Genomic DNA, 26,309 nt, shown 5'->3' on the forward strand with positions numbered 1-26,309 from the left:
ACGCCGATAGGTCAAAAATCGGTAAAAAAGCCTGACTCACGGGCGGATGTGCTTGTTTCTGCGCGCAATCGTCTTATAGAATGATTTGAACACCAATAACAAGTGGAATTGATAATGCGTAAATCTCTTTTAGCCAGCGCGATTGTCGCTTTGGCTTCATTCAGCGCCGTGGCCAATGAAGAAGACGCCAACCTCACCACCATGAGTAACTTCAGTTACGACTATCTGGAAGGACGCATCGGTGTTAGCCCACTCACCTATGGTGCAGGATTTAGCATGTCTATCCATCCCAACGCGCACGTACGCGTAGAAGCGGATACCGAATTTGATTCCGATTGGGACACGGCTGCTGGGATTGGCTTTCATGCGCCGATTAACAACTGGGCAGACTTAACCGGTGAGCTACTCGCGCGTGGCGTCAACAAAGACAACTTTGATAGTGATGTCGGCTTAGAGGTCAACCTAGGCGTGCGTCAGTGGCTTGGCCCACAAGTTGAAGTTGGCGGCGAAATCGGCCTGCTAACAGTGGATGATGAAGAAGATACCTTTGGATCTGCCTACGGGCGATTCCATGCCACTGAGCTATTCTCACTCGGTGCAGCCTACCGTGTTAACGAGTGGTACGGCGATCAGTTTATGTTTACCACGCGTTTTAAATACTGATAAGTCCACTCGGTAATGCATTGCCATCAAGCAATGGCGTATTGCCGCCAGACGTTGAAAGTCAGATCAAAAAAACCCGCATCGCTGCGGGTTTTTATGTATGTATGCACTCATGCACAACTAACGGATTAATAGCATAGGCACGGTCGATTCAACCAACAACTTAGTGGTATTGCTCCCCACAAAGAATTGACGCAGTTTTGAGTGCCCGTAGGCGCCCATCACGATCATGCCCACTTGATTATCAGCTTGATACGCTAAAATCGCGCGGTGCACGTCACCGGTTAACTGAGCCTCAACCACATCGACACCCGCCGTTTTCAAGCGCTCTGCCGCGCGTTTAAACGCTGCCAACTTTTCTTGCGAGTCTTCCACCATCACTAAATGACAGGTCATCCCTGCCAACAGCGGTGTACTCAGTGCTTTTTCCACTAGCTTTTCGCTGATATCGCTGCCATCGAATGCTAATAAATAGCTTTCAGGTGTTGAAAACTCACCGTTAGCAACCAAGGTATGCGCTTTAATCGAGCGCACCACGCTTTCAAGCTGCGAACCAATCGCCTTGGTGTCGTTTTGGTGTAGTTCACCTGATTTACCTAATACTAATACCCGCGTCTGTGGCTCGATATCCAGTAAGGTCTCCACCAAATTGCCATGGCGCTGCAACTTGCGCACATCGCTCAGCCCTTTGGCTTTAGCGTCTTCTTCCAGCTCAGACAGCAAGGCTTTGCCGTGCTTCATGGCTAGCTTGGCGCGCTGCTCATCCAGCTCCACCAGCTCTTGTAGCAGTTGTTCACGGCTACCCACGCCCAAGTTGCCTGATAGTTCAGGCTCCGCTTGGTGTGAGGACTTATCCAGCACATGCAAAAGTGTCAAAGGAACAGACAAGCGCTTGGCAGCCCAAACGCTCAAATCTGCCACTTGCTTTGAATAATGCGGGCCATCTACGCACGCGGTAATTTGTTCCATGGTCGGTCTCCTTAGTGGCCACCCATCATTTTTTCTACTTCTTCTGGTTTATCGTGCACGCCGAACTTATCGACGATGGTCGCCGTCGCATCATTCATTCCCACGATATTCACCTCGGTACCCTCACGGCGGAACTTAATGACCACCTTATCAAGCACAGACACGGAGGTGATATCCCAGAAGTGCGCTGCCGAGAGATCGATGGTGACACGCTCCAACGCCTCTTTGAAGTCAAACGATGATAAAAATTGATCTGACGAGGCAAAAAAGACTTGGCCAACAACACGATAAGTACGCGCATCGCCATTGTCTTCAGGCTCGCTTTTGACCACCATAAAGCGACCAATCTTGTTGGCAAAAAACAAGGCTGCCAGTAGCACCCCAACCAATACACCGATCGCGAGGTTGTGGGTGAAGACCACGACCACCACGGTCGAGACCATCACGATATTAGTCGATAGTGGGTGTGATTTCAGGTTAACCACTGACTCCCAAGAGAAGGTACCGATAGACACCATGATCATTACCGCCACCAGCGCGGCCATCGGGATTTGGCTGATCCAATCACTGAGGAACACCACCATAATCAGCAATAGCACACCGGCGAACAAGGTAGAGAGACGTCCACGTCCACCGGATTTAATGTTAATGACCGACTGACCAATCATCGCACAACCGGCCATACCGCCCAAGAAACCGGTGGCAATATTGGCAATACCTTGACCTTTACACTCACGGTTTTTCTCACTGTCTGTGTCGGTCAAATCATCGACAATGGTGGCGGTCATCATTGACTCAAGCAAACCCACTACAGCCAGAGCCGCAGAATAAGGAAAGATAATCGCCAGGGTTTCAACGTTTAGCGGCACATCCGGCCATAAGAACACTGGCAAGGTGTCAGGCAGTTCACCCATGTCACCCACGGTACGCAAGTCGAGGTTATACGCCATGGCAATACCGGTTAGGATAAGAATACACATCAAAGGTGATGGCACCATTTTACCAATACGAGGAATGTGAGGGAAAAGATAGATGATCGCCAAACCGGCGGCCGTCATTGGATACACATGCCACATAATCTCACCCATAAGAGTGATTTGTGGATAGTAAAGTCCAATACCAGAATCGGTCACCGCGAGCGCTTCCCATGTCACCTTTAGACCCTGGATGATTTCCGGACCAATGAGCTCTGGCAACTGCGCCATAAAGATCAGGATCGCGAGCGCGTTGACAAACCCAGTTACCACTGAGCGAGAAACAAAACGCATCAGGTTACCGAGTTTTAAATAACCGGCCGCTATTTGCAGTATCCCGGTTAGCACAGTGGCCGCCAATAGGTACTCAAGCCCATGCTCTTTCACCAAGGTCACCATCAACAACGCCATCGCACCCGTTGCGGCGGAAATCATGCCTGGACGGCCACCCACAAAGGCAATGATCACTGCGATACTGAAGGAGGCGTAAAGCCCGACTTTCGGATCCACACCGGCAATAATCGAGAAGGCAATCGCTTCTGGGATCAAGGCCAATGCCACAACGATACCCGCAAGAATATCGCCACGTACATTGGAGAACCAATCACGCTGAATTCTATCTATCATGAACGTCTCTACAAAATTGGGTTAAAAAAGGTGTTGCGCTCATTTCAGGCCTTATTTCACCTGAAAATCAAAACGCGTGATCCTAGTCACTTATTGACCAAGCGTCAACTCCCCTTTTTTTGTCCAATAACGACTTAATGACTACAAATCAGATGCTTAATTTGTAATTGTGATATTTTTAGCACAGATTTATTTCATTCTTTTCTCCAACCCCCTTTTTCGCTTATTTTTACCATCAGGCAAGGTTGGCTTTCGCACATTAGGCTTAGCGCTGTATCTTATATACGTGGATACACAGGCACCAACAGCACGGTAAAGAAAAGAATCAATCCAATGAGTGCATAAATCAGTTGGTTAAGCGTCCAGCCAATATCGATAACGATACCGAACACCCAAGGTGCCAATGCGGTGGAGAGGATCATCATGCCAGTCACCAAAGACCGAATGGCACCAATATGCGAGACCCCATACATTTCCGCCCATAAGGTATTAATCACAGGATTGGTTGCACCAATCGCTAAACCGAAAAGGCACATAAAAAGCGGTGCCGCAAGGGTATGATCAATGTTAGCTATCACCATTAGCCCAAGTAGCAGTGGAATGGGAATTAAGATAAGTACATTTCGCGAACGATATTTATCAATCAAGCTGCCTGATATCACTGAGCTTAGCCAATGCACGGCCCCGTAAAATACGAAACTGCCCGCTAATACGCCCGGCGTCCACCTTTTCGCTTCCAGGATAAAGTCCTGTTGGATAAAGACGCCGGTCACCAAAAACGGCGTCACCAAAGCTATCGGTATGATCATCCAAAACCGCCAGTCGCGAACAACTTGACGCCGACTCGCATCGCTGGCGTGGTTTTGATTATCTGCGTCAATACGGGTCCGCTTAAGGTCTGCTTTTCTGACTAGCCATAACACCAGTGGTAAAAACACCACTAACAGGGTGGCACCAATGAATAACCAGCTTTCTCGCCAGCCCAAAAACGCGATTAAGCCAATGACAATTGAGGGTAAAACCACCTCGCCAATGGCAACACCACTGCCGACCAAGCTAATGGCTTTGCCTTTATCTTGCTGTGCACGCTTAATCACAGTGGCCTGCGCGATGTGAGGCAAAAAACCTTGTCCACAAAAACGCAGTAAGAAGAAAACCAGCAGCAAGCCCACCACACTATCAACGGAATACATCAACGCACACGCGACCATCAGTAACGTGGCAAAGAAGATCAGTAATTTGTCGACCCGCACCCGATCCACCACACCACCAAAGCTAATCACCAACACGCTGCTGGTCATGGTCGCAATGGCGTAAATCCCGCCGTAGGTTGCATCACTCAACAACAGCGCATCTTTAATACTGCTGCCATACCAACTGATGAAAAACGATTGACCAATGTTGCCAAAAAAGATCGATAGAAAGCCAAAAGCAATTAACGGCCATTGGTGCCTGATTAATGTCACATACGATCGCGCTAGCATACGCCTCCATTGCCCCCTGTCATTCCATTTTGAAACGTCATATATCAACACGCCTTCAAGGGTTTACTTAATGCATGAGGTGAAAGCTGACTATGACATGCCTGCACGGAAGAAGAAATGAAACCCGACCTGCTTACGTCGGTTTTGTGATGCCTTTTAATCCATATTGGCGATGGATCAATCGCTTATTCATGTTTTCACCGCTTACTGACACACAAACGGTCCGAGATGCGCTAGGCTTTGCGCCCTCTCAATATCACAGACAATAACAACAATATGAATCCAGTCATGTCAGCGCCAACCAAGATGGCGTTACGCTTTCCCAAAGGGCGATTCGCCATGTTGAGTGTGTACAGCTTTACCGGTGCCGCCATTGTGGCTTCTACCATTTTTTCCCTGCTGCTTTTTTTATCTCTTGACGACAACCCGCTGATGCAGTGGTTGTTCGGGGCACTGGCAGTGATTTTTGAAGCGGGTAAGTTTTACGCATGGTACGAGTTTGGTGAGCGCCGAGCGCACGGCAACTATGTGGGTGCCTTATCAGCCTTGGCTTTTTATCTCATTTTGGCCTTAATCTCGATTGGCGGCAGTATTGGCGGCATCAATAGTGCCACCAATGCCGCGCAAAGTGAGCAGCGCCAAGCCCAAGCGCAGATTGACGCTTATAACCGGCAAATCGATGCTATCGAGCAACAAATCACATTGAATAATCAAGCTGCCGAGCGCTATATCGAATTGGATAGAATTGCGACTGGCGTGGCGCGATTACAAAAAGAAAACAACCAATTACGCAAAGAGCAACAGCAACTCGCGTTAGAGCGCGATAGTTTACCCGCGGTGGCACAGGGCTCCATCTTGGGATTGATTAGCAACCTTGCTAACACATTAGGCGTCAGCGCCGATCAAGCCCAATCTTGGCTGGTGATTTTTCTCTCTGTGTTGCTCGATGTGTTCGCCGCTTTCTTTGTCGGCGTGATTGGTGAAGAGCAGCGTTTCCGCCATTGGTATCGTCACCCACATGCCACGCCCCCTACGCCTTTGAACAACAAGGCCTCTCCTCGTGCCAATGATATCAGCACGGAATCCACCACGCCGGATTCAGCGTCTCCTCACGAGGATACGGATGCGCCTTATGCAGATATCAAAGCCGCGCTAGCCGCCAAAACGCTACGTTGTAGCAAAAAAGCGGTGATGGCGGAGTATGCACTCAGCCAAGAGGCCGTCGATACCCTATTTACCCACTTACAACAGCAGGGATTGGTGGCCAAAAAGCCGAACCACCATTATCACTGGGTGGGTTAAACCACCAGCATCAATATACCTCTGAGTATCATGGCGGGAAGTCCACTTAACTATCCCGTTCTTTGCGACTGCGTAGCGATATGGTACAAACATCTTGTAAGTTTGTTAATCAGTACGTTACCTGACCTTTTAGCACCTTACCGATAAAAACAATTTATAACCAAGCAAATACAACAAAAAGGTGATCTATGCATAAGGCTGCACAAGAGGTGCATGCGCCTGAGGCATCAGTATGGCGCGCATTAGGCGATGTCAGTCCGTTGTGCCTCGCCGTCCTGCCTTGGGGGATACTCTGCGGTTCATTAGGACTGCAAATGGGATTCAGTGCACTGCAAACACAAGCCATGTCATTACTGGTTTTTGCAGGAGCGGTGCAATTGTCGGGCACCATGATGGTGGGCAATGCGGCGGGCTTACCAGCGGTACTCGGTTCCACACTGGTGATTAGCGCACGGCACCTTCTCTATGGTGCTCACTTTCGACAGTACATCACTCCCTTGCCACTTAAATGGCGTCTCGGCCTCGGCTTTTTACTGACCGATGAAATGTATGCGCTTTCAACCGCACACACCAGCAAGCAGGGAAGATTTTCTAAACACTATGCCCTGTATACGGGCGCCGCGTTTTACGTTGGTTGGAATCTTGCCACCTTGGCGGGGATTCTAGCTGGTTCTCAGCTGAAAGCCTTGGAAGCGATCGGCCTCGACTTTGCCATTGCAGCCACCTTTATCGCACTGACCGTGCCCAGTATAAAAACCCGCCCCGTACTGCTTTGTGCCTTGGCAAGCGGTGTCAGTATGCTGCTATTCACCTATTACCACATCCCCAATGCGTTAATCATTGCAACCGGCGTAGGTATGGTCGCGGGGCTAATGGCTGAATCGTTACCGACAAGGAGGGCGTCAACATGAGTTATTGGTTAATCATCGTCGCCATGGCGCTGATCACCTTCTCGGTGCGTTATCTGCTACTGGCACGGAGTATCCCTGTGCGCATTGGGCCGCGATTGCAACGACTCCTAACCTACTCTGCACCCGCGGTCCTGACCGCGCTATGGGTACCGATTGTCTTCTTTCCCGAGGATCAGCTGGCTATCTCTACCACCAATCCTTATTTACTCGGCGCCTTGGTCGCTATCGGTTTAGCCTGTACCCGTCTATCGACCTTATTAGTGGTCGGGCTATCGATTGGTTTTTTCGTTACCCTTCAGCTTTGGGTCCTGGGATAAATAACGACGATAAGCCAGTCAGTGCGATGCCACTATAGCAAGAGGCAGGGTCATCACCCTGCCTCTTTAATTTATTTGGTTGCTGGCCCCAGAGGCCAATGAGTTGATAGCTTATTGAATAAAAGTGGGTTATGCCGTTTCCTGCGCCCTTTGTTGTACGCGAGAAACATGGACTAGCCCCATCAATTTGATACTCGGTTTGAGTAACAGTTGCGCACTCCCTACGATAAACAGCCAAGTCCCGCTTTCCATTAACGCATCGTTGAGAAAAAAGAAGCTACCGATCAAAAACCAAATCGCAATGAGCAAATCATTAAATGCCCCCAACGCTTCATAGCGACGCTGGATCACTAAGTGCTTATTACCAATATCAATATCCAGCTCAGGGCCATTGCGCTGTATCATCTTGCCTCCTCTGGACCTTGGTATTAACAATGAATCGACAGGTTTGTCATAGCATTAACAATCAAGGTGTTGCCGTTTAATGCCTAGCATGGTTCTCACCATGTTGGCCACAAACGTGACCGCACTCAACCCTAAAAACAACCAAGCTAGCGGGATGAATGCGAAAGGTTCGTTGAGACTGCCGTTAGCAGCAACATGTGGCGTGGAAAGGTTGAAGGCGAGCAGGCAACCCGTGCCGATGAGGAAGAGGATAAACGAGGTACGAAAATGTCGCAGTAGGGTTAACATAAAACCTATATTCGTTGCTTCAGTACTCTCTGAGACTGACCACAACACTAAAAGTTCCATGTCTCTCACATTTTTTTCAAAAAAAACCGCTACCTTGCATGATGCGTAGGTAGCGGCCGATTCATTTAGCGTGTTGGTTGTGCGTCCTTCAAAGCTTGTATGTCGACACCTTGTCGCTCAGCTGTGTCGCTTGGTTACGCAGGTTGTCCGCCTCTTGCGAGGTATCGTTGGCACTGCTTACAAGGTGCTCAGAGACATCTTTGATGGATGTGATATTTTGTGTGATCTCACTCGTCACATGGGTTTGCTCTTCTGCCGCTGTCGCAATCTGCGTCGCCATATCACTGATCTGATTGACCGCTGCATCAATTTCACTCAACGCGGCAGTGGCTTTATCCACATCAGAAACAGAATCACCTGCCAACGCTGAGCTGCTCTCCATGGTCGATACCGCGCTTGCCGTCGTCGTTTGCAACGTCTCAATCGTGGATTTAATTTCTTCTGTCGAGGCATGCGTTCGCTGCGACAAAATACGTACCTCATCCGCGACCACGGCAAAGCCTCGTCCTTGCTCACCTGCGCGGGCTGCCTCAATGGCTGCGTTTAGCGCAAGTAAGTTGGTTTGCTCAGCAATTCCTTGAATCGTCGATAGTACCGTCGAAATCTCCTGCGAGTGCTTATCTAGCTCGGCAACGATAGTGCTAGCCTGTTTCAGCTCATCCGACAAACGGGTGATCGATGTTTTGGTATTTTCGACCACCGCACGTCCGTTATCGGTACTAGCGGTCGATTCTTGCGCCGTATTCGCGGTATGTTCAGCATGAGAGGCGATCTCTTGTGTCGCAGACGCCAACTCGGTGACGGCGGTTGCTACCATGGTCACTTCTTGCTGCTGCTGATTAATATCATCCACGTTGCGGCGCGCACGTTCCGTACTGCTATCCGATTGTGATGTCAGCTGTTGTGCTTGCTCGCGAATGTGGCTAATCAACTGATGCATACTGCCAACAAAGGTGTTGAAGTTTTTCGCCAGTTGCCCCACTTCATCTTCACTTTCAACGTCAATACGTTGAGTGAGATCGCCACTACCATGAGCAATTTGCTCGAGGGCATTAGAGACATTGGTCAGCGGTCTAAATAGAATATTCACCAGTAGATTAAATAGCAGCGTACACGCAATCACCACGGCAATTGTTACTGCAATTTGCCCCCACACCGCATCAAACAATGGCGCGACTAAGGAGTCATAGTTAATAACGGTGACAGTGATTAATCCAGTATCTTTAATGGGTTTGGCATATACCACACTTTCTGCCCCGCCCACGTCGGCCATCACACTCTCACCCGAATTCATGGCAGACTTCACCGTGCTGAAAGACAAGCCTAGCTGATTAATTGGCTCGTTAAGTAGCTCGGTATTGGCGTGAGTAAAAATATTGCCTTCGCTGTTGGCGATAAACATATAGCCATTACCTGGCAAGATCACCTTCTCGAGACCTTCGATAATGTCGCCAATTTCAACATCCGCCCCAAGCACCAAAGTATCACCGTTGAACTGGAGCGCTTTACCTAACGACACCACATTGGCGCCGGTTGCCGCAGCAACCGTCGGATTATCCATAAACACACTCGACGGGTCCGCTTTGGCGTTGATATACCAACCCCACTTGCGCGGATCGTCATTGCCCGGCGGTAGCACAACACCATTTGCGTTATCCTGACTGCCATCTGGGTAGGCAAGAAAAACATTGTCAAAGCCACCTGCATCGCGTACTTGCTTGAGGTGAGTGACCATATTGTTCTCATCGGCCTCACTGGTCAGTGAGGTCATCGCACGCTCTTTTGACGCGACCCAATCAGAGACATATTGATTGTATGATGCAGTGGTACTTTCCAATCGCTGTGCCACTTCGGTGTCCAGCCGGGAGAGTGATGCGCGAAACGATAACGCTTCAACGAGCAAACCACCGATAATGATGGCTACACTTGCCGACAGCGCGAGCTTGTGTTTGAGGGAGAGTTTTTTAAACATAACGGCCTTGTTCGTCTGTCATAATGTTTTAATAATGATTTTTAGTAAAACAGCGTTATTTGCCACCCGCAAAATAAGCGCCATACAACTGATAGGTATATCACAACAATGGTGCAAGACAATTACCCAAGCTGTTGTCAGAAGGCGACAAATTGACCAATTTCATGCAACATACCTGGGTTCAAGCCTCGAGACCATCGCTTGTCTATTCCAAGGCTAGCAGCCCAGTTAGCACACATACTGCGCCAGATCAGAGAAATGTAACAAACCCAAAACCAAGGAAAGTGACTTAAGTATCAATCACTCGCCCTCTCCTCGCAACTTTGAAAGTCCTAAACTACGCTTTAACTAACTGAGATAAACGCGAATAGGGGCGAAGTGAATGGACTTGTTTGCAGATCAACGTGACGGCGCATCTCCCAAGTCTAATGAGACCAATTCAGCATCTGATGCAGCGCCATGGCGGATACTGCTGATTGATGACGATGATCTGATGCATGAGGTAACACGGCTCGCGCTAACGGGATTCACGTTTCAAGGACGCCCTTTAGAGATATTGTCTGCCCTCTCTGGGCAGGAAGCACGGGAAGTGTTGGAGAAAGAGTCAGATATCGCGTTGGCACTCGTTGATGTGGTAATGGAAACCGAGCACGCAGGTTTGGATTTGGTACGGCATATTCGAGATGAAATGAATAACCACCTGATCCGCCTAGTATTGCGTACCGGACAAGCCGGACAAGCACCGGAAGACCGGGTGATCCGCGAATATGATATTGACGACTATAAAGAGAAAACGGAGCTCACCACACAAAAACTCAAAACCCTATTATATTCAATGCTGCGTTCTTACCGCGACCTCTGCATGATTGAAGAGCAGAAAGAAGGGTTGCGGCGTGTGATTGAAGCATCGGCCAATGTGCAAAACACCACCAATCTTCAACACTACGCCACCGCGGTGCTCGAGCAGCTCACATCCCTTCTCTATATCCACGACTCTGCGTTTTATTGTGTGGTACAACCTCGCCCGGGGGCAGAAGAATCTCGTGCACTCACCCTGGCGGCGACGGGGGAGTATGTAAACTGCTACACGGAATGCGCCTTTGATAAACTGCCTAGCAATGTCTCAAACCGTTGCAAGCAAGCGCTTGAAGCACAGAAAAGCATCCAATTCGACGACGGATTTGTGCTTTTCCACCGCGATGATGAAGATGTCGAGTTTTTGCTGTATGTCAACCATGACAAAACCCTTTCAGAGCTCGATCAGCACTTGCTAAAAATTTACATGCAAAACATTGGACTGACGTTTGAGAACTTAAGCCTAATGGTCGATTTGCGTGAGACCTCCAAAGAGCTGGTTTACAACTTAGCAAACGCGGTGGAAGCGAGGAGTAAAGAAACCGGAGCGCATGTACAACGGGTATCTTTATTCTGTGAAAAGTTAGGGCAGCTCTATGGTTTGGACGAACACAAAACCATGCTGCTGAAACATGGCTCCCCCCTCCATGATGTCGGTAAAGTCGCTATCCCAGACGCTATTTTACACAAACCGGGCAAACTCGATGCTGATGAATGGGAGACGATGAAAAAGCATGTCGAGTACGGGGTAGAAATTCTCAGCCACTCCAAGCGGCGCCTGATCGTCGAAGCCAAAGAGATTGCAGCCACCCATCACGAAAAATGGGACGGAACAGGCTACCCCAATCAGCTCGCCGGCGAGGCCATTCCGATCAGTGGTCGAATTTCAGCATTGGCAGATGTATTCGATGCCCTAGGTTCGAAGCGCTCGTACAAAAAAGCGTGGAGTGATGATGACATCCGCAACGAGCTCGTGGCTCAACGTGGCAAGCATTTCGAGCCCAAGCTGGTCGATTTACTGCTCGAGCATTGGGACGATTTTATTGCTATCCGCGCCGCGTATCCAGATTAATTGGAACAATGACGCCTTGGGTCTTAATCACGATATATAACAGATCAAACTGTCCATGAGCCGAAGCCACAAATTTGATGACAGCATCCGTAATCCGTTCTTCAGCTTGGTAGGAAGACGGATTTTGCTGATCATGATTTTGCTCAGTGGCTTTTTCACCATTTTCACCACCTTGCTACAAACCTATTGGGATTACGATGAAGCGTTCGATCTGGTGGACAGCCGACACTATGAAATTGAACACATTCATGCCGACTTACTCGCCAGCTCGCTTTGGATCTATGACTTAACCAGTGTCCAAGAGCGCATTGATGGGTTAATCAACTTGCCACATGTTGATTATTTAGCCGTGCGGTCAGAGAACTACCTCTTTGAAGCGGGATCTCCCCTAGACGTGAGTAAAATGGTCAATGAGTATCCGCTCGAGTATGACGACCCCGATACGGGAAAAATCCAACGGATTGGTACTATCTACGTCGAGTCCAATACGAACGCTATCTACAATGATTTGATACAACACTTTTTTATCACACTGCTATTGAACGCAATAAAAACACTCATTGTTTGCTACCTCATTTTGTTGGTGTTTCACCATACCGTCAGCCAACGCGTGTTTAAAGTGGCGCAGTTTTTACGTCAGTACAATCCGCTTGATCCCAACGAAGAAAAGCTGACCTTGCCCCGCAAACGCTACATCATGGAAAAAGAAGACGAGCTCGACTGGCTAGCAGCCGAAACCAATAAAATCACCCAGAATATGTCCACGCTCTATCGTAATATTATGCTAGAACGGGAGCGCTTGTCTGACTTTACCCATGTCTCTTCAGATTGGCTGTGGGAAACCGATGCCGACCTAAAGTTGACCTTTTGCTCCGATCCGATGCGGTTGGCGTTTGACCTTAATCCCAACCAGTATCCGCACCTTGACAAGTTGCTTTCTGCTGTCGGTTGTCACCAATTCATGGCCAATCTTCACCGACAGCAGGACTTTTCGATGTGTGAGGAAATCGTACCCGTTGAGGGTGAAAGCCGGTATTTTGTCTTTCAGGCGCTTGCCCATCACGGTATTGATGGTTTTCGCGGTTTCAGAGGCACGGGCATCGATATCACCGCGCTGAAAACGGCCCAGTTTGAACTGGAAACATTAAACCATAACCTAGAAGAAACCGTTGATGAGCGAACCCGTGAACTCCAAGAGAATATGGAGCACTTAAAAGCGGCACAAGAACAGTTGGTCGAGTCGGAAAAGCTCGCGGCACTGGGGAGTCTAGTGGCAGGTGTTGCGCATGAGGTCAACACCCCTTTAGGCATCGCCGTCACCGCATCATCCGTGATTAAAGATATCGCCCACACGCTCAATCAAGCGTTTGAGGAACAAACGTTAACCAGCACGCAGTTTGCTTCATTGATTAAACAAGTGAACGACAGCGTGATCATGCTGGAGAACAACCTCAAGCGTGCGACCCACCTTATTCGTGACTTTAAACAGACCGCGGTTGATCAAGTATCAGAAGCGCTCACCGAATTCGATGTCAAACAGACAATAGACGCACTCGTCGCCAGCTTACACCCAGAAACCCGTAAAATCCCGGTGACTCCCGAGGTCAGTGGCGAGCCTGACATACTCATGTATAGCTTACCCGGCGTCATCACCCAGGTCGTCTCTAACCTCGTGATGAATAGCATCAACCATGCCTTTGACGAGACCGATAACCCTAAAATAACGATCGAATTTGAAAGACAAGGAGACCACCTTTATCTCTGTTACCAAGATAATGGTTGTGGTGTAGAGCAATCCCTTCACCATCGAATTTTTGAACCGTTTTATACCAGTAAACGCGGGCGAGGAGGCTCAGGGCTTGGCCTCAATCTGGTCTTTAACCTCGTCAAACAAAAGCTAGGCGGCGAGCTGCAATTTGAATCAGCACCCGGGCAAGGCGTGAAGTTTATGTTTCTGATCCCCCTAAGCTTATCAAGCCAAATAGCCCGCTACGCGAGTGAAAGCAAAGAGTAAGGTGATGCGCATAGAATGGAAAAGCTAGAAAGGTTTGAACAAGGTCTCAAGCACCCACTTTTTAGTATTGTTGGCCGCCGAATCATTCTGCTGATGGTCCTACTCAGTGGTTTTTTTACCATATTAACCACGCTACTGCAGCTATCATGGGATTACGAGGAAGCCTTTGACCATGTTGACCGCCGCCATGCGGAAATTCAAAACGTCCACGCCGACTTAATTGCGTCGTCTTTATGGGTGTTTGACCTTGTGAGTGCGCAAAATCGACTGGATGGCCTAGTCAACCTTCCCTATATCGACTATCTCTCGATTGAGTTTGATGGCGTGGTGTTGGATGCAGGAAAACCACTTTCCAGCAGTAATGTGGTCAGCCAGACGGAGCTCAATTATTTCCACCCCGACACCAATCGCCGCATTRATTTGGGCACCTTACGCGTCGAATCTGACGCGCAAAAAATCTATGACCTCTTGTTACAGCAGTTTCTCGTTACGCTCGTTTTGAACGGGATAAAAACCCTGATTGTCTGCTCGCTGATTTTATGGGTCTTCCACCAAAGCGTCAGCCAACGTGTATTTGCTATCACCAAGCACTTGGCTAGCTTTGATCCTCTCGAACCTGTCCACGAGCCATTGCTGTTGAAACATCGTAAGTTCATCATGGAAAAAAGTGATGAACTCGATTGGCTGGCGGACGAAGCCAATAAAATCACCTTGCGGATGACGAGCCTCTATAGGAATATCGCCTTAGAACAGGCGCGGTTATCTGATTTCACTAACGCCGCTTCAGATTGGTTATGGGAGACCGATGCCACGCAGCGACTGACATTTTGCTCTGAAGCGATGCAAGCGGCGCTCGCGATCTCGATTGAAAATAACCCCAAAATAAAGTCAATACCCGCACTGAGTCACTGCACATCACTGTTGAACTGTTTGGACACATACGATGATTTCACTATGTGTGAAGAAAAAATCACCTTAGGCAAACACACCTATTATTTTGTTTTCCGAGGAATAGCACATTTCACCGAACACGGCTTCACGGGCTTTCGCGGAACCGCGATTGATATCACCGAGCTTAAAACGACCCAGTTGGAACTCGAGCAACTGAACCAGAGTTTAGAAGCGACCGTTGAAGCACGAACCCAGGATCTCGCGCAGAGTATGGAAAACCTTAAAGCCGCGCAAAATCAACTGGTAGAATCCGAAAAGCTCGCCGCGTTGGGTAGCTTGGTAGCGGGCGTTGCCCACGAGGTGAACACGCCCCTAGGTATCGCGGTAACGGCTAATTCAGTGATCAAAGACGCGGTTTCCACACTTAACCGCGCATTCGAGCAAAAAACCTTGACCAGTGAGCAGTATGCCACCGTGATGAAACAGGTCACGGATGGCACGCATATGCTAGAGAACAACCTCAATCGTGCCGCACGATTAATTCGGGATTTCAAACAAACAGCGGTCGACCAAGTCTCTGAAAATCGGAGTCAATTCCGTCCCGTGCAAACACTTGAAGCATTAATGGGAAGTTTGCGCCCCGAAACCAAGAAAATACCGGTTGTGCCTATCGTCGAGGGCGACGCTAAGCTTGTTATGAGTAGCCTGCCCGGAGTGCTTACCCAGGTTATTTCCAACTTGGTGATGAACAGTGTCCGCCATGCCTTTGACACGATTAATGATCCTCGTATTCACATTCGTATTGCCGATAAAGGTGAGATCGTGGAAATCCGCTATACCGATAATGGTGTCGGGGTTGCGCCCGAACTTCACCAACGTATTTTTGAGCCCTTCTACACCAGCTCACGCGGCAAAGGGGGGTCGGGACTCGGCCTCAATCTCGTTTTCAATCTGGTGCACCAAAAACTGCAAGGARAACTTCATTTCGATTCCAATATCAATCAGGGGGTTACCGTGGTGCTCAGCCTGCCTAAGTTTTTGACAGAAACATCTGCGCCACAAACTGAAAGTTCTACTGAATAACCGATTCAGCCATAAGAACACGGAACCAAGGAAAAGATAATGAGCAAGAGCCAGCACAAGACTGGCTCTTGTCGTTAACGCGTACACGGGGAGTTAGACAAGCGCCGCGTCTTTTTCCGGTGCCGGAGTATGGTCAGGCAGGTAGCGGTAGTATTCCGCATCTTTCGCTGGTGAAAGAGTGTGCCCCATAATCATGTCCGCTGCTTTTTCCGCCACCATAATCGTCGGCGCGTACAAGTTGCCATTGGTGATCGCGGGGAACACGGAGGCATCGACCACACGCAGGTTATTGACGCCATGTACCTTGAGTGACTCATCGACCACCGCCATTTCGTCGCTCGCCAATCCCATTTTACAGGTACAGCTTGGGTGATAAGCACTTTCCCCTTCGCGTGCCACAAAATCGAGGATCTCCTGATCTGTTTGCGCCGCGCTCCCGGGCGAGAGTTCTTTGCCACGTAGATGATCAAAGGCCGGCTGGGCGATAATATCACGGGATACACGGATTGCTTCGACCCACTCTTTACGCTCTTGTGGCGTGGAGAGATAGTTAAAGAAGATCTCTGGCTTCTCATCCGGGTTCGTGCTGCGAATTTTAACATGGCCACGCACATCGGTATTCATTGGTCCGACATGCAACTGGAAACCATGTCCTTTGTTCGGTGCCGAGCCATCATAACGGATCGCCAGTGGCAAAAAGTGGAACTGCAAGTTCGGATACGCCACCTCATCATTACCTCGCACAAAACCACCCGCTTCAAAGTGGTTGGTGGCCGCTGCGCCTTTACGACGGAATAGCCAATCAAAACCAATTTTCGGTTGATTGTGGAACTTAAGCGCGGGATACATGCTGACCGGTTCTTTACATTCATACTGCACGTAGAGTTCAAGATGGTCTTGCAAGTTCTCTCCCACCCCAGGCAAATGATGAACAGGCTTAACACCCAAATTCTTCAACATGGTCTCATCGCCAATGCCTGAAAGCTGCAATAGCTTCGGTGAGTTGATTGCACCACCACAGCTGATGATTTCGGCGCCATACGCGGTTTTCGTCCGTCCCCATTTACGGTATTCCACACCCATCGCGGTTTTGTTTTCGAACAGCACTTTGTCTGTTGTCGCGCCAGTGATCACCGTAAGGTTCTTACGGTTCATCACCGGGTGTAAGTACGCCCGAGCCGCGCTGTGGCGACGACCTCGATAAATATTTTGATCGAAAATACCAAAGCCTTCTTGCTGGTAACCGTTCACATCGTCCGTCAACGGATAACCCGCTTGCTGCGTCGCATCAAAAAAAGCACTGAACAAAGGGTTATCACAGTTCGCGGTGGTGATGGCCAGCGGGCCATTATTACCGTGATAATCATTTTGACCGGCCAAACGTGTTTCGCATTTACGGAAATACGGTAAACAATGGGCATAATCCCACGTTTTAAGTCCATGTTCGTTGGCCCACTTTTCATAATCCAACGCGTTGCCGCGAATATAAATCATGCCATTAATGCTACTACTACCACCGAGCACTTTACCGCGAGGCTGTGCWATACGACGATTGTGCATATTTGGCTCGGGCTCAGATTCATACAGCCAGTTGTAAGTGCTATCGGTAAGCAAATAAGTTAATGCGGCAGGCATGTGGATGCGAAAATCCAACCGATAGTCTGGCCGCCCTGCCTCGAGTAGCAATACGTTGTTATCTGGGTTAGCACTTAGACGGTTCGCCAGAACACAGCCTGCCGAGCCTGCACCGACAATGATATAGTCGTAATTTTGTTGCTGTCCCATAAAACCTCCAAATTTTGTCCTTCCCGTGTGCAGGGCATTAGCCCGGAACAGTCGCAACACAGGTAATGGGTATGATTGTGTAGAGGTTTCCTTTTTGAAATTTTATAATTAGCTTGATGTTTGTTCATCAATGCATTGTTGTAGCAACCGATAGTGGTGGCTAATCGTTGCCTGCGCCTTAAACGGCTCGGCAGCGATAATGTGGTTAACGGTCTGTTGCCAGTTTTCCACGGTTTGGCGACGATATTTTACCGCCTGATAAAGGGCGTAATCGTGCGAACTAAACCCTTGCTGGATAGCATGCATCACCCATTCAAAAATCGGGTTGCCTGACATCGCAGCAATCAGCAGGTTCAGTGCGCGATCGAGCTCTCCTAAGCGATCCAAATCCGGGGGCTTTTCAGCGGCAAGTGCCGCAAGCTCTGTGACGCTTTCACTGAGCTGTTGTTTTTGCGAGTCGGTACCACGGCTAATGGCGAGCAACACCAGGCTTTGATCAACGGTTTCACGAAACTCCGCCACCTTGTCTGCTTGTACATGGCTTTGCTTGAGAAATAGCGCCAGTGATTCACTAATGTTATGCACATCAACCTGACGTACTACCGCACCACCTTTTTGGCCTTTACGGATTTCAATCAAGCCTTTTTGCTTGAGTGACTGAATGGCTTCTCGCACCACACCACGGCCAGTACCAAATTGTTGCTGCAGTTCACGCTCACTGGGCAATTTATCCCCCGGCTTTAACGCCTCAGACAAAATCGCCGACTCGATTTGCAATGCTACATCTTCACTCGCTCGGCCCATTTGGACCGGGTGAAACAGGCTACTGGTGGATGTCGTCATGGTTACCCCTTTGATTTGGTAGTACCAAACTAGCAATTTTTGCATTATAAAGTCAAATACCCTCTAGCGACTCTTCTTTTGGTACGACCATTAAATATCATCGGAAAGGACACTATAGTATTGATATAATTGATAAAAACAAAAAATCCCGCTTGGTTTTCACCGAAGCGGGATTTTTACATGATATAAACGGCAACTAACTTTGGTAAACCATTCGCCACTCTCGTTCACCCGTATGGGGATCGGTTTGCTCGCGGTCGACCACAAATCCATGACGCTGATAAAAGGCATAACTAGCTTTGTTTTTCTGGTAAACGGTCAAATCAATGACGGTTTTTTGTTGCTTAGCATGCATCAACAACTGACTGCCCACACCTTGTCCCTGCTTGTTAGGTGACACAAAAATCGCCGCTAATGTATGGTCATGAAGCGCATAAAAACCCTCAATAAGCCCTTCTCGCTCAGCGACCCATACTTCCGCCATCGGCAAATAGGCTGATCGCATCGCCTCGCGCTGTTGGTACCAAAAGTCCTCGCTGATAAAGTCATGCGCGGTTAATGACGCGCTTAACCAGATATCAAGCACGACATCTGTGTCCGCTGGTCGCATACGACGTAAACGAAGTGACGTCTCGGAAGTCGATACCATGATTCCTCCTGATTATCGGCCTGACAGCAGTGCAGGGTTGATCACGCGATTCCTTACACCGTGGGCATGATGCTCATCAAATACATTCGCGTGGCACCAGCGCTGCACACTAGCAATATCAACTTTCTTGACGTGTGGACGGACACGCCATGTAACTTGGAAAGGAGAGCCTTTGTGCGAATAGATTTTGATCAACTAAGCGGTTTGGTCATAAAGTGTAAGGCGTGATTCAACGGGTAGTCATCCAATGTCATCTGACATTGATAGCCATGCTTTTCGTAGAAAGGTTTGGCTTGGAAGCTTAAGGTATCAACAAACGCCATTTTGCAGCCCGACGCCTTGGCGTACTCTTCCAAATTACTCAATAAATGGCTCCCCACGTGGCGATGACGGAAGGCGTCATCGACCCAAAGGTATTTAATCAATAGCCATTGCCCCCATGTATTCGCCACAACCCCGCCGATGCGTTCATCGTTATCATTGTAAGCATAGCCAGCAAGAGAGCCTTCAGGAAGGCCAGCCAAAAAAGGGGCGTTGCTTTGCTGTAGCTGCTGTTGAATGGCAGCGACATCGTCGTCACTCGGGCTCGCATCCATGCGGTATTTCATTGGCTTAGCTATCCATACTGTTCAACACACGGCATATTATGCCCTGTGTAGTAGGGACAATCTGTGCCCATGCGCACCCTATTGGCGCTTACTCGTGCTCTATTGGCTTCGCAGCCACAGAACACTGAGTGGTGACTGTAAGTTTGGGCCAATGCGTTAACCATTGTTTATCATCAAGGCGCTGCTGAAACACTTGCCATGGGCGGGCAGGATTATGGCTAAGCTTCAATTCAAACAAAGATTGAACCCCAAAGGCAGCGATGACTTCGCAGCGTTGGTTCATATCAAGGCGAACAGCAATCGCGGTTTCTTTCTCTGGCCAAAAGCGCATCGCATCCAGTGTACTTGCATAAGGAGGATCTTGGTGTTTCTCGTGCATTCGCGCCTGGTTACGTACCTGCCAAGTCATTTCTGGCATGGTCTTTTGCAGTAGCTGCTCTAAATATTGTTCGCGTTCTGTACTGGTATCTTCAGGATCGTAGAAGACAACATCAATATCGTTAAGTGTACTCGACGAGTACTTGTGAAGCGCATCCCACACCAAATTACGGATAAATCCAGCGGCAATATAACACTGAGGGAGGTTTAAGGCTTGAACACAGCGAAGTGCACGCATCCTAACAGGATCTGCCTCAATCAAGTCAATCAAGGCGCGTCGGTATGTCTTCTGGCATAAAAAGAACTGGTGCTGATGACGTTTACGGATCCGACGACGCTTCATGGGTTAACCACCGCGGCGGATGTCTTCAAATATTTCACGTGATACATGGTAGTTGTACTGCCTGGCAATCTTCTGGGCAAAAAACAGCTGTGGTAATTCAAATAGCACTAAACCCGCCAAAATCAAACCAAAATAAGGCTGATTCAGTACTAAGCCGATAATGGCGATAACCAACAGCGTACATTCTACGACAAACAACCCATACTTTCGCAAGTAAAGATGATGTATCCCCCCTAAGAATCCCCAATTCAGCGCCGCGTAAGTATCGGGATCTTTAAGCTGTCTTGATTGCTCGGCAAAAAAGCGTTTTTTCTGGCTTTGAGTTAAGCCATTTACCTGTTGCTTAAGTTCGACCTCTTGTGCTTCTAGCGCTTCTATTGGTTGGGTAAAACGCATTAAGGCACCTCATCGTAAATTTTTTCTAGCGCATTGGGGTTATTGCAGCGGCGAATGCGCGCCAAACCAAGTTGCCAGCCACGGATTACGCCGTATTTTTCAATGGCTTGGCGTGTATACTCCGAGCACGTCGGCTCGAAGTTACACTCAATATTAAACAGTTTCTTTGATCCACCTTTTTCTTGATAGCGGTGGATCAAAGAGAGAGACAAATACTTGAGCATTAGCGACCCAAAGTCACAATCACCGCTTCACGTTGCCAGAATAGCATATAACGTTTCTTTTCAATAACTTGAAAAACAACCTGCCAGCCGTCTTGTGCATACTGGTTTAGCTCTGCTTCTAAGCGTTGCAACGGTAATCCACTTGAGCCCAGTAGCAAGGTGCCGCAGCCACCTTCAACAATATGAACGACTTTATACTCGGTAAACTTACTCATCTTTTATCCTCAAACTCACAACAACATAACCAGGTGTGGTCATCGTTGAACACCCCTGCCAAAAAACCGGCACATTTTGTAAGAATTTTTTTGTTTGTTCAAAAACTTATTATTAAAGGTGTATTTTTTTGAAGCCAGTTCACGCGAATTACTCATTGTCTTGCTATTCAAGCAAAGAATTACGTTTCGCGGTTAGCACATGGTCTTGCCAACGGCCGTTGATTTTGAGGTAACGGCGAGCATAGCCTTCGCGCTCAAACCCCAGCTTGGTAAGTAGCCGCTCACTGCGCGTATTATCGGGAATATAGTTGGCCATCACACGGTGCAACCCAACCTGCTCAAACACAAAACGGATGCCTGCTTGGATGGCTTCGTGCATGTAGCCCTGGCCTTGATAATGCTTGTCAGCGGCATAACCTAACAAACACGCTTGAAAGGCGCCGTGAATCACGTTGGTGAAATTGCACACCCCTATCACATCGTCCCGTTCATGATGCAAAATCACAAACTTGAAGGCTTGCTGCTGTTGAAACAAGTCTTTCGCCTCTTGCAGCGCGCGCTGCCAATAGTCTTCGCGGTAAAATGCGGCAGGACGTATGGGCTCCCATGGGGAAAGGTGAGCACGATTTCGCTGATAAAACTGCGCCATCAGGTCTAATGCCGATCAGTTAAGCAAAAAAGGATCGGTTGAACGATCCTGAGACGGTGTCAAAATCCGAGTGTTTCTTCACACTCGGATTTTTTTATGTTCTTAAGACAAGCCCTCGACCGAATACATCAATTCTCTGCTGACCAACTCAATGGTCTATCCGATCTTCTTTGTCCTGAACTCATTCATCAATGTCTTGAGGACACAGGCGTCACGACGATTCGTAAGCGTAGGCTCCCCATGGAATTGATGGTATGGAGCGTTGTGGGCATGTCACTTTATCGCCATCTATCGATGAGTAAGGTGGTCTCTCAGCTAGATATATTGCTGCCGGGCAAGAAACCCTTTGTTGCGCCGAGTGCGGTTATCCATGCCCGTAAGAAGTTAGGGCATGAGCCGGTAGAAGCGGTGTTCAACCAAACTCAGCAATTGTGGCATGAGAAGACCCCACACCCTGACTGGTACGGACTCACTTTACATGCTGTTGATGGCGTGGTTTGGCGAACACCAGATACGGCCGACAACGATAAGGCTTTTAGCCGAACTGGTAATAAAACAACAACGTCAGATTATCCTCAAGTTCGCATGGTCTGCCACATGGAATTAACGAGCCATCTGCTTAACAGTGCGGCCTTTGACTCCGTCTCCGTCAGTGAGGTTGACCTCACCGCTCAGCTTATCGATAAAGCCCCAGATAATAGCCTCACTCTGTTTGACAAAGGCTTTTATGCCTTAGGGCTTCTCCATCGTTGGCAAAGCCAAGGTAAGGAGAGGCACTGGCTAATTCCGCTACGAAAAGGGGCGAAATATAAGACATTGAGAAAACTGGGGCGTGGTCAGGAGTTGATTGAACTCTCGCTAACTGCTCAAGCGAAAAAAAAATGGGCTGATGCGCCGGATACACTGGAGGCGAGACTCATTACCACCAAGATCAAAGGGAAAGAGGTCAAACTGCTGACGTCAATGACCGACCCCAAGCGGTACATAGGGGCAGATATTACAGAGCTCTACAGTCATCGTTGGGAAATCGAATTAGGCTATCGAGAGATGAAGCAGTACATGCTTCAAAATAGCCTTACGCTAAGAAGTAAAACGCCGGAGTTAGTTAAACAGGAGCTTTGGGGGATGTTGCTCGCCTACAACCTGCTGCGTTTTATGATGTGTCAGATGGCGTATTCATTGAACACGGTAATGCCATACCAAATAGGCTTTAAGCAGGCATCGATATTTTTGGTGAGTCAGTTGCAGATGCTCCCGGCTGTCGCACCTGGAAGATATCCAGAAGTGCTCCGATATATTCTCGACATGGCAGAGAGCTTTGTACTTCCAGAGAGGCGAGAGAGGACATATCCAAGAGCAGTGAAGAAAAGGCCCAATCGCTATGCGACTAGGCCTTCTAAAAGACGTAACTCAGCTTAATTCACATGCATTACGCCATCAGGTCGGCTTTTTCTGGGGGAAGTAAAACTAATCTCGTCCTTGGCGTGCTTAGCACTTGGGCCTCCTTGCATCGATTGGCGCGACGGACAGTACTAAATTCTATAAAAAATGCCGCCTTGGAGGCGGCATCAGAGACTACCAGATATTCACCCGCTGATCTTCGGGTAAATACATGCCATCCCCTTCTTTAATATCAAAGGCTTCATAGAACGCAGGCACATTACGCGGCGCACCCAGCACTCGATACTTTGGTGGCGCATGCGGGCCCAGTGACACGCGCTCACGCAGCGCATCATCACGCATTTTCATTTTCCAAATCTGCCCCCAGCTGAGGAAGAATCGCTGCTCGCCGGTATACCCGTCCATCACAGGAGACGGTTCACCGTGCAACGATTTTTGATAGGCGCGGAAGGCGGTAGTCAAACCGACTAAATCACCAATGTTCTCACCCAAGGACACTTTGCCGTCAATGAACAAGCCTGGCAATGGTTCAAACTGGCTAAATTGCTCAGCCAGCTTTTGGGTGCGAGCATCAAAGCGCGCGCGATCCTCATCTGTCCACCAATTTGCAAGGTTACCATCCCCATCATAACGCGAGCCCTGATCATCAAAACCGTGTCCCATTTCATGACCAATCACTGCACCGATACCGCCATAGTTCACGGCGTCATCCGCATTCATATCAAAAAACGGCGGTTGTAAGATCCCGGCGGGGAACACAATCTCATTGGCGGTTGGGCTGTAATAAGCGTTGACCGTTTGCGGAGTCATGCCCCACTCTTTGCGATCAACCGGCGCACCAATCCGCGACAACATATCTTGATAGCCCCAGCTTGCGGCACGCTTGCTATTTCCAATCAAGTCATCGGCGTTGATAGTCAGCGCGCTGTAATCTTCCCATTGCTCTGGATAGCCAATTTTAGGCGTGAATTTACTCAGCTTATCCAACGCTTTCGCTTTGGTTTCATCACTCATCCACGATAATGATTCAATCGAGTCTTTAAACGCAGCACGCAGGTTATCAATCATGGTTTCCATACGCGCTTTGGCTTGCGGTGGAAAGTAGCGCGCGACATATTCTTGGCCGAGCGCTTCACCCAACACCCCTTCGGTGGCTTGTACGACCCGCTTCCAGCGGTCACGCTGTTCAGGAATACCATTGAGGGTTTTGGAGTAGAACGCAAATTGACGTTCAACCAGCTCATGGTTAAGGCGCGGTGCAAAGGCATTGAGGGTACGAATGGTGAGATAATCTTGCCACGCTTGCAGGCTGGTTTGCTCAAACACCTGCCCTAGCGCCTCAAAATAAGATGGCATGCGCACCACAACCTCACCGGCTTTGTCGATACCCGCGCGTTTGGCAAAACGTGCATAATCAAACTCACCCATCAACTGGTTGAGCGCCTCAATGGGCATTTTGTTGTAGGTGGCTTGCGCGTCACGGCGTTTGGCGCGTGTCCAATGGTGCTCTGCCAGTGTTTTTTCTAACTGATAAATACGGGCAGCGCGTTGCTTGGCCTGATCGTAGCCCGCTAAGCGCAGCATGTCTTCGAGATAGCGTTTATAAGCGGTGCGAATACGCTCAGCATCCTCGGTGTCGCGGAAATAATAGTCTCTATCCGGCAACCCCAACCCGCTTTGGCTCAGATACAGGGCGTTATAGTCCGGATTTTTCGCATCGGCCCACGCATAAAAACTAAACGGGATCCCAACGCCAACTTGTCGCAAATCGGCCATCGCATAAATCAGCGCAGGCTTCGAGGAAATCGCGGCAATACGATCGAGCTCAGGTTTGATTGGCGTCACCCCCAAGGCATCAATTTTATCTTGGTCCATATAGCTAAGATAAAAATCACGTAGCTTTTGCTCGTTGGAGCCAGGCTTGAGATCATCACGCGCCACCAGCTCATCAATGATCCCTTTCAAGCGCTTTTCATTTTCTTCAGCCAAGATACGGAACGCACCATAGCTGGACATATCATTGGGGATTTGGGTTTGGTCGTACCAAGTGCCATTGACGTGACGAAACAAGTTATCTTGCGGGCGAACCGAACGATCAAAGTCTTTTAGATACAGACCTGATTCGCGCTGCACTTCAGCGTGTGTGGTGTCAGCAGCGTACACCTGGCCAGGCACCAAGCTCATTACACCTAGTGCAAGCGCGACCCCCATCGCGGCGCGTTTTAATCGCACTCGATTGACTGGTTTATTTTTCATCATTCGTTTACCTAATTCCTTCCATAACATGGCTTAAGCGACGTAATCTTGTCGATTCCCGAAAAGACATGCGCTGTTCACGACATAAGGTCTCGATAGAGCACCACACAGTGATAATCACGCCCCTCGTCTTGCTCGGGTTCAAAATGGGTAATACGACAAAACCCTTGCTGATACCAGAATCGAAACGCGCGAATGTTTTCGGCATAAACATTCACCCCCATGCGTCGATAGTCCCCATAAGCTTGCACGGTTTCAATCACGCTCGCAACCGCTTCGCTGCCATAGCCATGTTTTTGATATCTTGGAGAAATAGTGAGCATGGGCAGCCAAACACTCTGTGTGTCAGGTGCATTGAGCGAGATTTGCAAATAGCCGATATCTTTACCGTCATGGGTCTGAATACGACGAAGATAAAACGCCTCTTCCACATCAGGCGCTTTTTTCTCCGCACTGTCGGCAATCAATGATTGGTAGGTGGATAACGACCAAGGTTTAAACGTGGGATCTTGATATTGCAGATGCTGATTTTGCTCAAACATCGCTTTGACACGCTTTGCATCGCAATATTCAAACGGACTAAAACACAAACGCTTAGAGCGCCATGTGGCTGGGAACATGCTCAATTCCTACTCTATCAGCGCATACAGTCGCTACGTACCTTATCCAAACTGC

Annotated in this window: 25 protein-coding genes and 1 pseudogene; 8 read left to right on the forward strand and 18 right to left on the reverse strand. The window is 48.8% G+C overall.

Annotated features, from left to right (window positions below; genetic code table 11):
- Nucleotides 1-114: 114 nt before the first annotated feature.
- On the forward strand, nt 115-663 hold the full coding sequence (locus tag BZG73_RS11755) for a hypothetical protein (protein WP_046073060.1): 549 nt from the start codon (nt 115-117) through the stop codon (nt 661-663).
- 120 nt (nt 664-783) lie between these two features.
- Here BZG73_RS11755 and BZG73_RS11760 read toward each other — a convergent pair whose 3' ends face one another.
- From BZG73_RS11760 to BZG73_RS11770, 3 genes are all read right to left on the reverse strand, one after another.
- Entirely contained in the window at nt 784-1,632 is an 849-nt protein-coding gene (locus BZG73_RS11760; RefSeq protein WP_077607144.1) for a universal stress protein, read from the reverse strand.
- 11 nt (nt 1,633-1,643) lie between these two features.
- A complete protein-coding gene (locus tag BZG73_RS11765; RefSeq protein ID WP_046073058.1) occupies nt 1,644-3,233 on the reverse strand; it encodes a SulP family inorganic anion transporter in 1,590 nt (529 codons plus the stop codon).
- A gap of 278 nt (nt 3,234-3,511) precedes the next feature.
- Nucleotides 3,512-4,717, reverse strand: coding sequence for an MFS transporter (locus tag BZG73_RS11770; protein WP_077668391.1), 1,206 nt, complete (start codon nt 4,715-4,717; stop codon nt 3,512-3,514).
- Between the two features lie 288 nt (nt 4,718-5,005).
- Between BZG73_RS11770 and BZG73_RS11775 the strand changes: the two genes are divergently transcribed.
- The 3 genes from BZG73_RS11775 (at nt 5,006) to BZG73_RS11785 (ending at nt 7,247) form a co-directional block, all read left to right on the forward strand.
- Nucleotides 5,006-6,019, forward strand: coding sequence for a bZIP transcription factor (locus BZG73_RS11775; protein ID WP_077668392.1), 1,014 nt, complete (start codon nt 5,006-5,008; stop codon nt 6,017-6,019).
- Between the two features lie 188 nt (nt 6,020-6,207).
- Nucleotides 6,208-6,930 (forward strand): AzlC family ABC transporter permease, encoded by a 723-nt coding sequence (locus tag BZG73_RS11780; RefSeq protein ID WP_046073055.1) that lies wholly within the window; start codon nt 6,208-6,210, stop codon nt 6,928-6,930.
- On the forward strand, nt 6,927-7,247 hold the full coding sequence (locus tag BZG73_RS11785) for an AzlD domain-containing protein (protein ID WP_046073054.1): 321 nt from the start codon (nt 6,927-6,929) through the stop codon (nt 7,245-7,247). Before BZG73_RS11780 ends, BZG73_RS11785 begins: the two co-directional genes overlap by 4 nt.
- 129 nt (nt 7,248-7,376) lie before the next feature.
- Here the strand turns inward: BZG73_RS11785 and BZG73_RS11790 are convergent, their stop codons facing one another.
- The 3 genes from BZG73_RS11790 to BZG73_RS11800 form a co-directional block, all read right to left on the reverse strand.
- Entirely contained in the window at nt 7,377-7,652 is a 276-nt protein-coding gene (locus BZG73_RS11790) for a YrhK family protein (RefSeq protein WP_046073052.1), read from the reverse strand.
- A 54-nt stretch (nt 7,653-7,706) separates the two neighbouring features.
- Entirely contained in the window at nt 7,707-8,000 is a 294-nt protein-coding gene (locus BZG73_RS11795; RefSeq protein ID WP_077668393.1) for a DUF3955 domain-containing protein, read from the reverse strand.
- 88 nt (nt 8,001-8,088) lie between these two features.
- Nucleotides 8,089-9,972: a methyl-accepting chemotaxis protein gene (locus tag BZG73_RS11800; RefSeq protein WP_046073051.1), complete on the reverse strand. Its 1,884-nt coding sequence runs from the start codon at nt 9,970-9,972 to the stop codon at nt 8,089-8,091.
- A 382-nt stretch (nt 9,973-10,354) separates the two neighbouring features.
- Here BZG73_RS11800 and BZG73_RS11805 point away from each other — a divergent pair, with 382 nt between their 5' ends.
- The 3 genes from BZG73_RS11805 to BZG73_RS11815 are packed head-to-tail and all read left to right on the forward strand — an operon-like array spanning nt 10,355 to nt 15,887.
- Entirely contained in the window at nt 10,355-11,899 is a 1,545-nt protein-coding gene (locus BZG73_RS11805) for a response regulator (protein ID WP_077668394.1), read from the forward strand.
- Between the two features lie 55 nt (nt 11,900-11,954).
- Nucleotides 11,955-13,913, forward strand: a complete 1,959-nt coding sequence (locus tag BZG73_RS11810) for a sensor histidine kinase (RefSeq protein ID WP_077668395.1) — start codon at nt 11,955-11,957, stop codon at nt 13,911-13,913.
- A 15-nt stretch (nt 13,914-13,928) separates the two neighbouring features.
- Nucleotides 13,929-15,887 (forward strand): PAS domain-containing sensor histidine kinase, encoded by a 1,959-nt coding sequence (locus BZG73_RS11815; protein WP_077668396.1) that lies wholly within the window; start codon nt 13,929-13,931, stop codon nt 15,885-15,887.
- A gap of 93 nt (nt 15,888-15,980) precedes the next feature.
- On the opposite strand, the gene betA is transcribed toward BZG73_RS11815, so the two are convergent.
- The 10 genes and pseudogenes from betA to rimJ form a co-directional block, all read right to left on the reverse strand.
- Nucleotides 15,981-17,672, reverse strand: a complete 1,692-nt coding sequence (gene betA, locus BZG73_RS11820; RefSeq protein ID WP_077668397.1) for a choline dehydrogenase — start codon at nt 17,670-17,672, stop codon at nt 15,981-15,983.
- 108 nt (nt 17,673-17,780) lie between these two features.
- Nucleotides 17,781-18,515: a FadR/GntR family transcriptional regulator gene (locus BZG73_RS11825; protein WP_077668414.1), complete on the reverse strand. Its 735-nt coding sequence runs from the start codon at nt 18,513-18,515 to the stop codon at nt 17,781-17,783.
- A 196-nt stretch (nt 18,516-18,711) separates the two neighbouring features.
- The gene (locus BZG73_RS11830; RefSeq protein WP_077668398.1) at nt 18,712-19,164 is read right to left on the reverse strand and encodes a GNAT family N-acetyltransferase; all 453 of its coding nucleotides are present in this window, start codon (nt 19,162-19,164) and stop codon (nt 18,712-18,714) included.
- Nucleotides 19,165-19,176: 12 nt separating this feature from the next.
- Nucleotides 19,177-19,347: pseudogene (locus BZG73_RS16180) on the reverse strand (delta-class carbonic anhydrase); the annotation flags it as partial.
- Between the two features lie 8 nt (nt 19,348-19,355).
- On the reverse strand, nt 19,356-19,760 hold the full coding sequence (locus tag BZG73_RS11840; protein WP_327295098.1) for a GNAT family N-acetyltransferase: 405 nt from the start codon (nt 19,758-19,760) through the stop codon (nt 19,356-19,358).
- A 100-nt stretch (nt 19,761-19,860) separates the two neighbouring features.
- Nucleotides 19,861-20,388 carry a nucleotidyltransferase family protein gene (locus BZG73_RS11845; RefSeq protein WP_046073043.1) on the reverse strand — a complete coding sequence of 176 codons (528 nt, stop codon included), beginning with the start codon at nt 20,386-20,388 and terminating at the stop codon, nt 19,861-19,863.
- 108 nt (nt 20,389-20,496) lie between these two features.
- On the reverse strand, nt 20,497-20,889 hold the full coding sequence (locus BZG73_RS11850) for a hypothetical protein (RefSeq protein ID WP_046073042.1): 393 nt from the start codon (nt 20,887-20,889) through the stop codon (nt 20,497-20,499).
- Nucleotides 20,889-21,113 carry a membrane protein insertion efficiency factor YidD gene (gene yidD, locus BZG73_RS11855; RefSeq protein WP_077668401.1) on the reverse strand — a complete coding sequence of 75 codons (225 nt, stop codon included), beginning with the start codon at nt 21,111-21,113 and terminating at the stop codon, nt 20,889-20,891. The genes BZG73_RS11850 and yidD overlap by 1 nt, the downstream gene beginning before the upstream one ends.
- Nucleotides 21,113-21,328 carry a DUF4177 domain-containing protein gene (locus BZG73_RS11860; RefSeq protein WP_021022754.1) on the reverse strand — a complete coding sequence of 72 codons (216 nt, stop codon included), beginning with the start codon at nt 21,326-21,328 and terminating at the stop codon, nt 21,113-21,115. The genes yidD and BZG73_RS11860 overlap by 1 nt, the downstream gene beginning before the upstream one ends.
- A 163-nt stretch (nt 21,329-21,491) precedes the next feature.
- A complete protein-coding gene (gene rimJ, locus BZG73_RS11865) occupies nt 21,492-21,977 on the reverse strand; it encodes a ribosomal protein S5-alanine N-acetyltransferase (protein WP_077668402.1) in 486 nt (161 codons plus the stop codon).
- Between the two features lie 96 nt (nt 21,978-22,073).
- Between rimJ and BZG73_RS11870 the strand changes: the two genes are divergently transcribed.
- The gene (locus BZG73_RS11870; protein WP_077668403.1) at nt 22,074-23,396 is read left to right on the forward strand and encodes an IS4 family transposase; all 1,323 of its coding nucleotides are present in this window, start codon (nt 22,074-22,076) and stop codon (nt 23,394-23,396) included.
- A 156-nt stretch (nt 23,397-23,552) separates the two neighbouring features.
- Here the strand turns inward: BZG73_RS11870 and BZG73_RS11875 are convergent, their stop codons facing one another.
- Both BZG73_RS11875 and BZG73_RS11880 read right to left on the reverse strand, forming a co-directional pair.
- Nucleotides 23,553-25,637, reverse strand: coding sequence for a M13 family metallopeptidase (locus tag BZG73_RS11875; protein WP_201247903.1), 2,085 nt, complete (start codon nt 25,635-25,637; stop codon nt 23,553-23,555).
- 74 nt (nt 25,638-25,711) lie between these two features.
- Nucleotides 25,712-26,254: a GNAT family N-acetyltransferase gene (locus BZG73_RS11880; RefSeq protein ID WP_077668404.1), complete on the reverse strand. Its 543-nt coding sequence runs from the start codon at nt 26,252-26,254 to the stop codon at nt 25,712-25,714.
- Between the last annotated feature and the right edge of the window lie 55 nt (nt 26,255-26,309).

It is taken from the genome of Salinivibrio siamensis (assembly GCF_001996005.1).
Taxonomy (GTDB): domain Bacteria; phylum Pseudomonadota; class Gammaproteobacteria; order Enterobacterales; family Vibrionaceae; genus Salinivibrio; species Salinivibrio siamensis.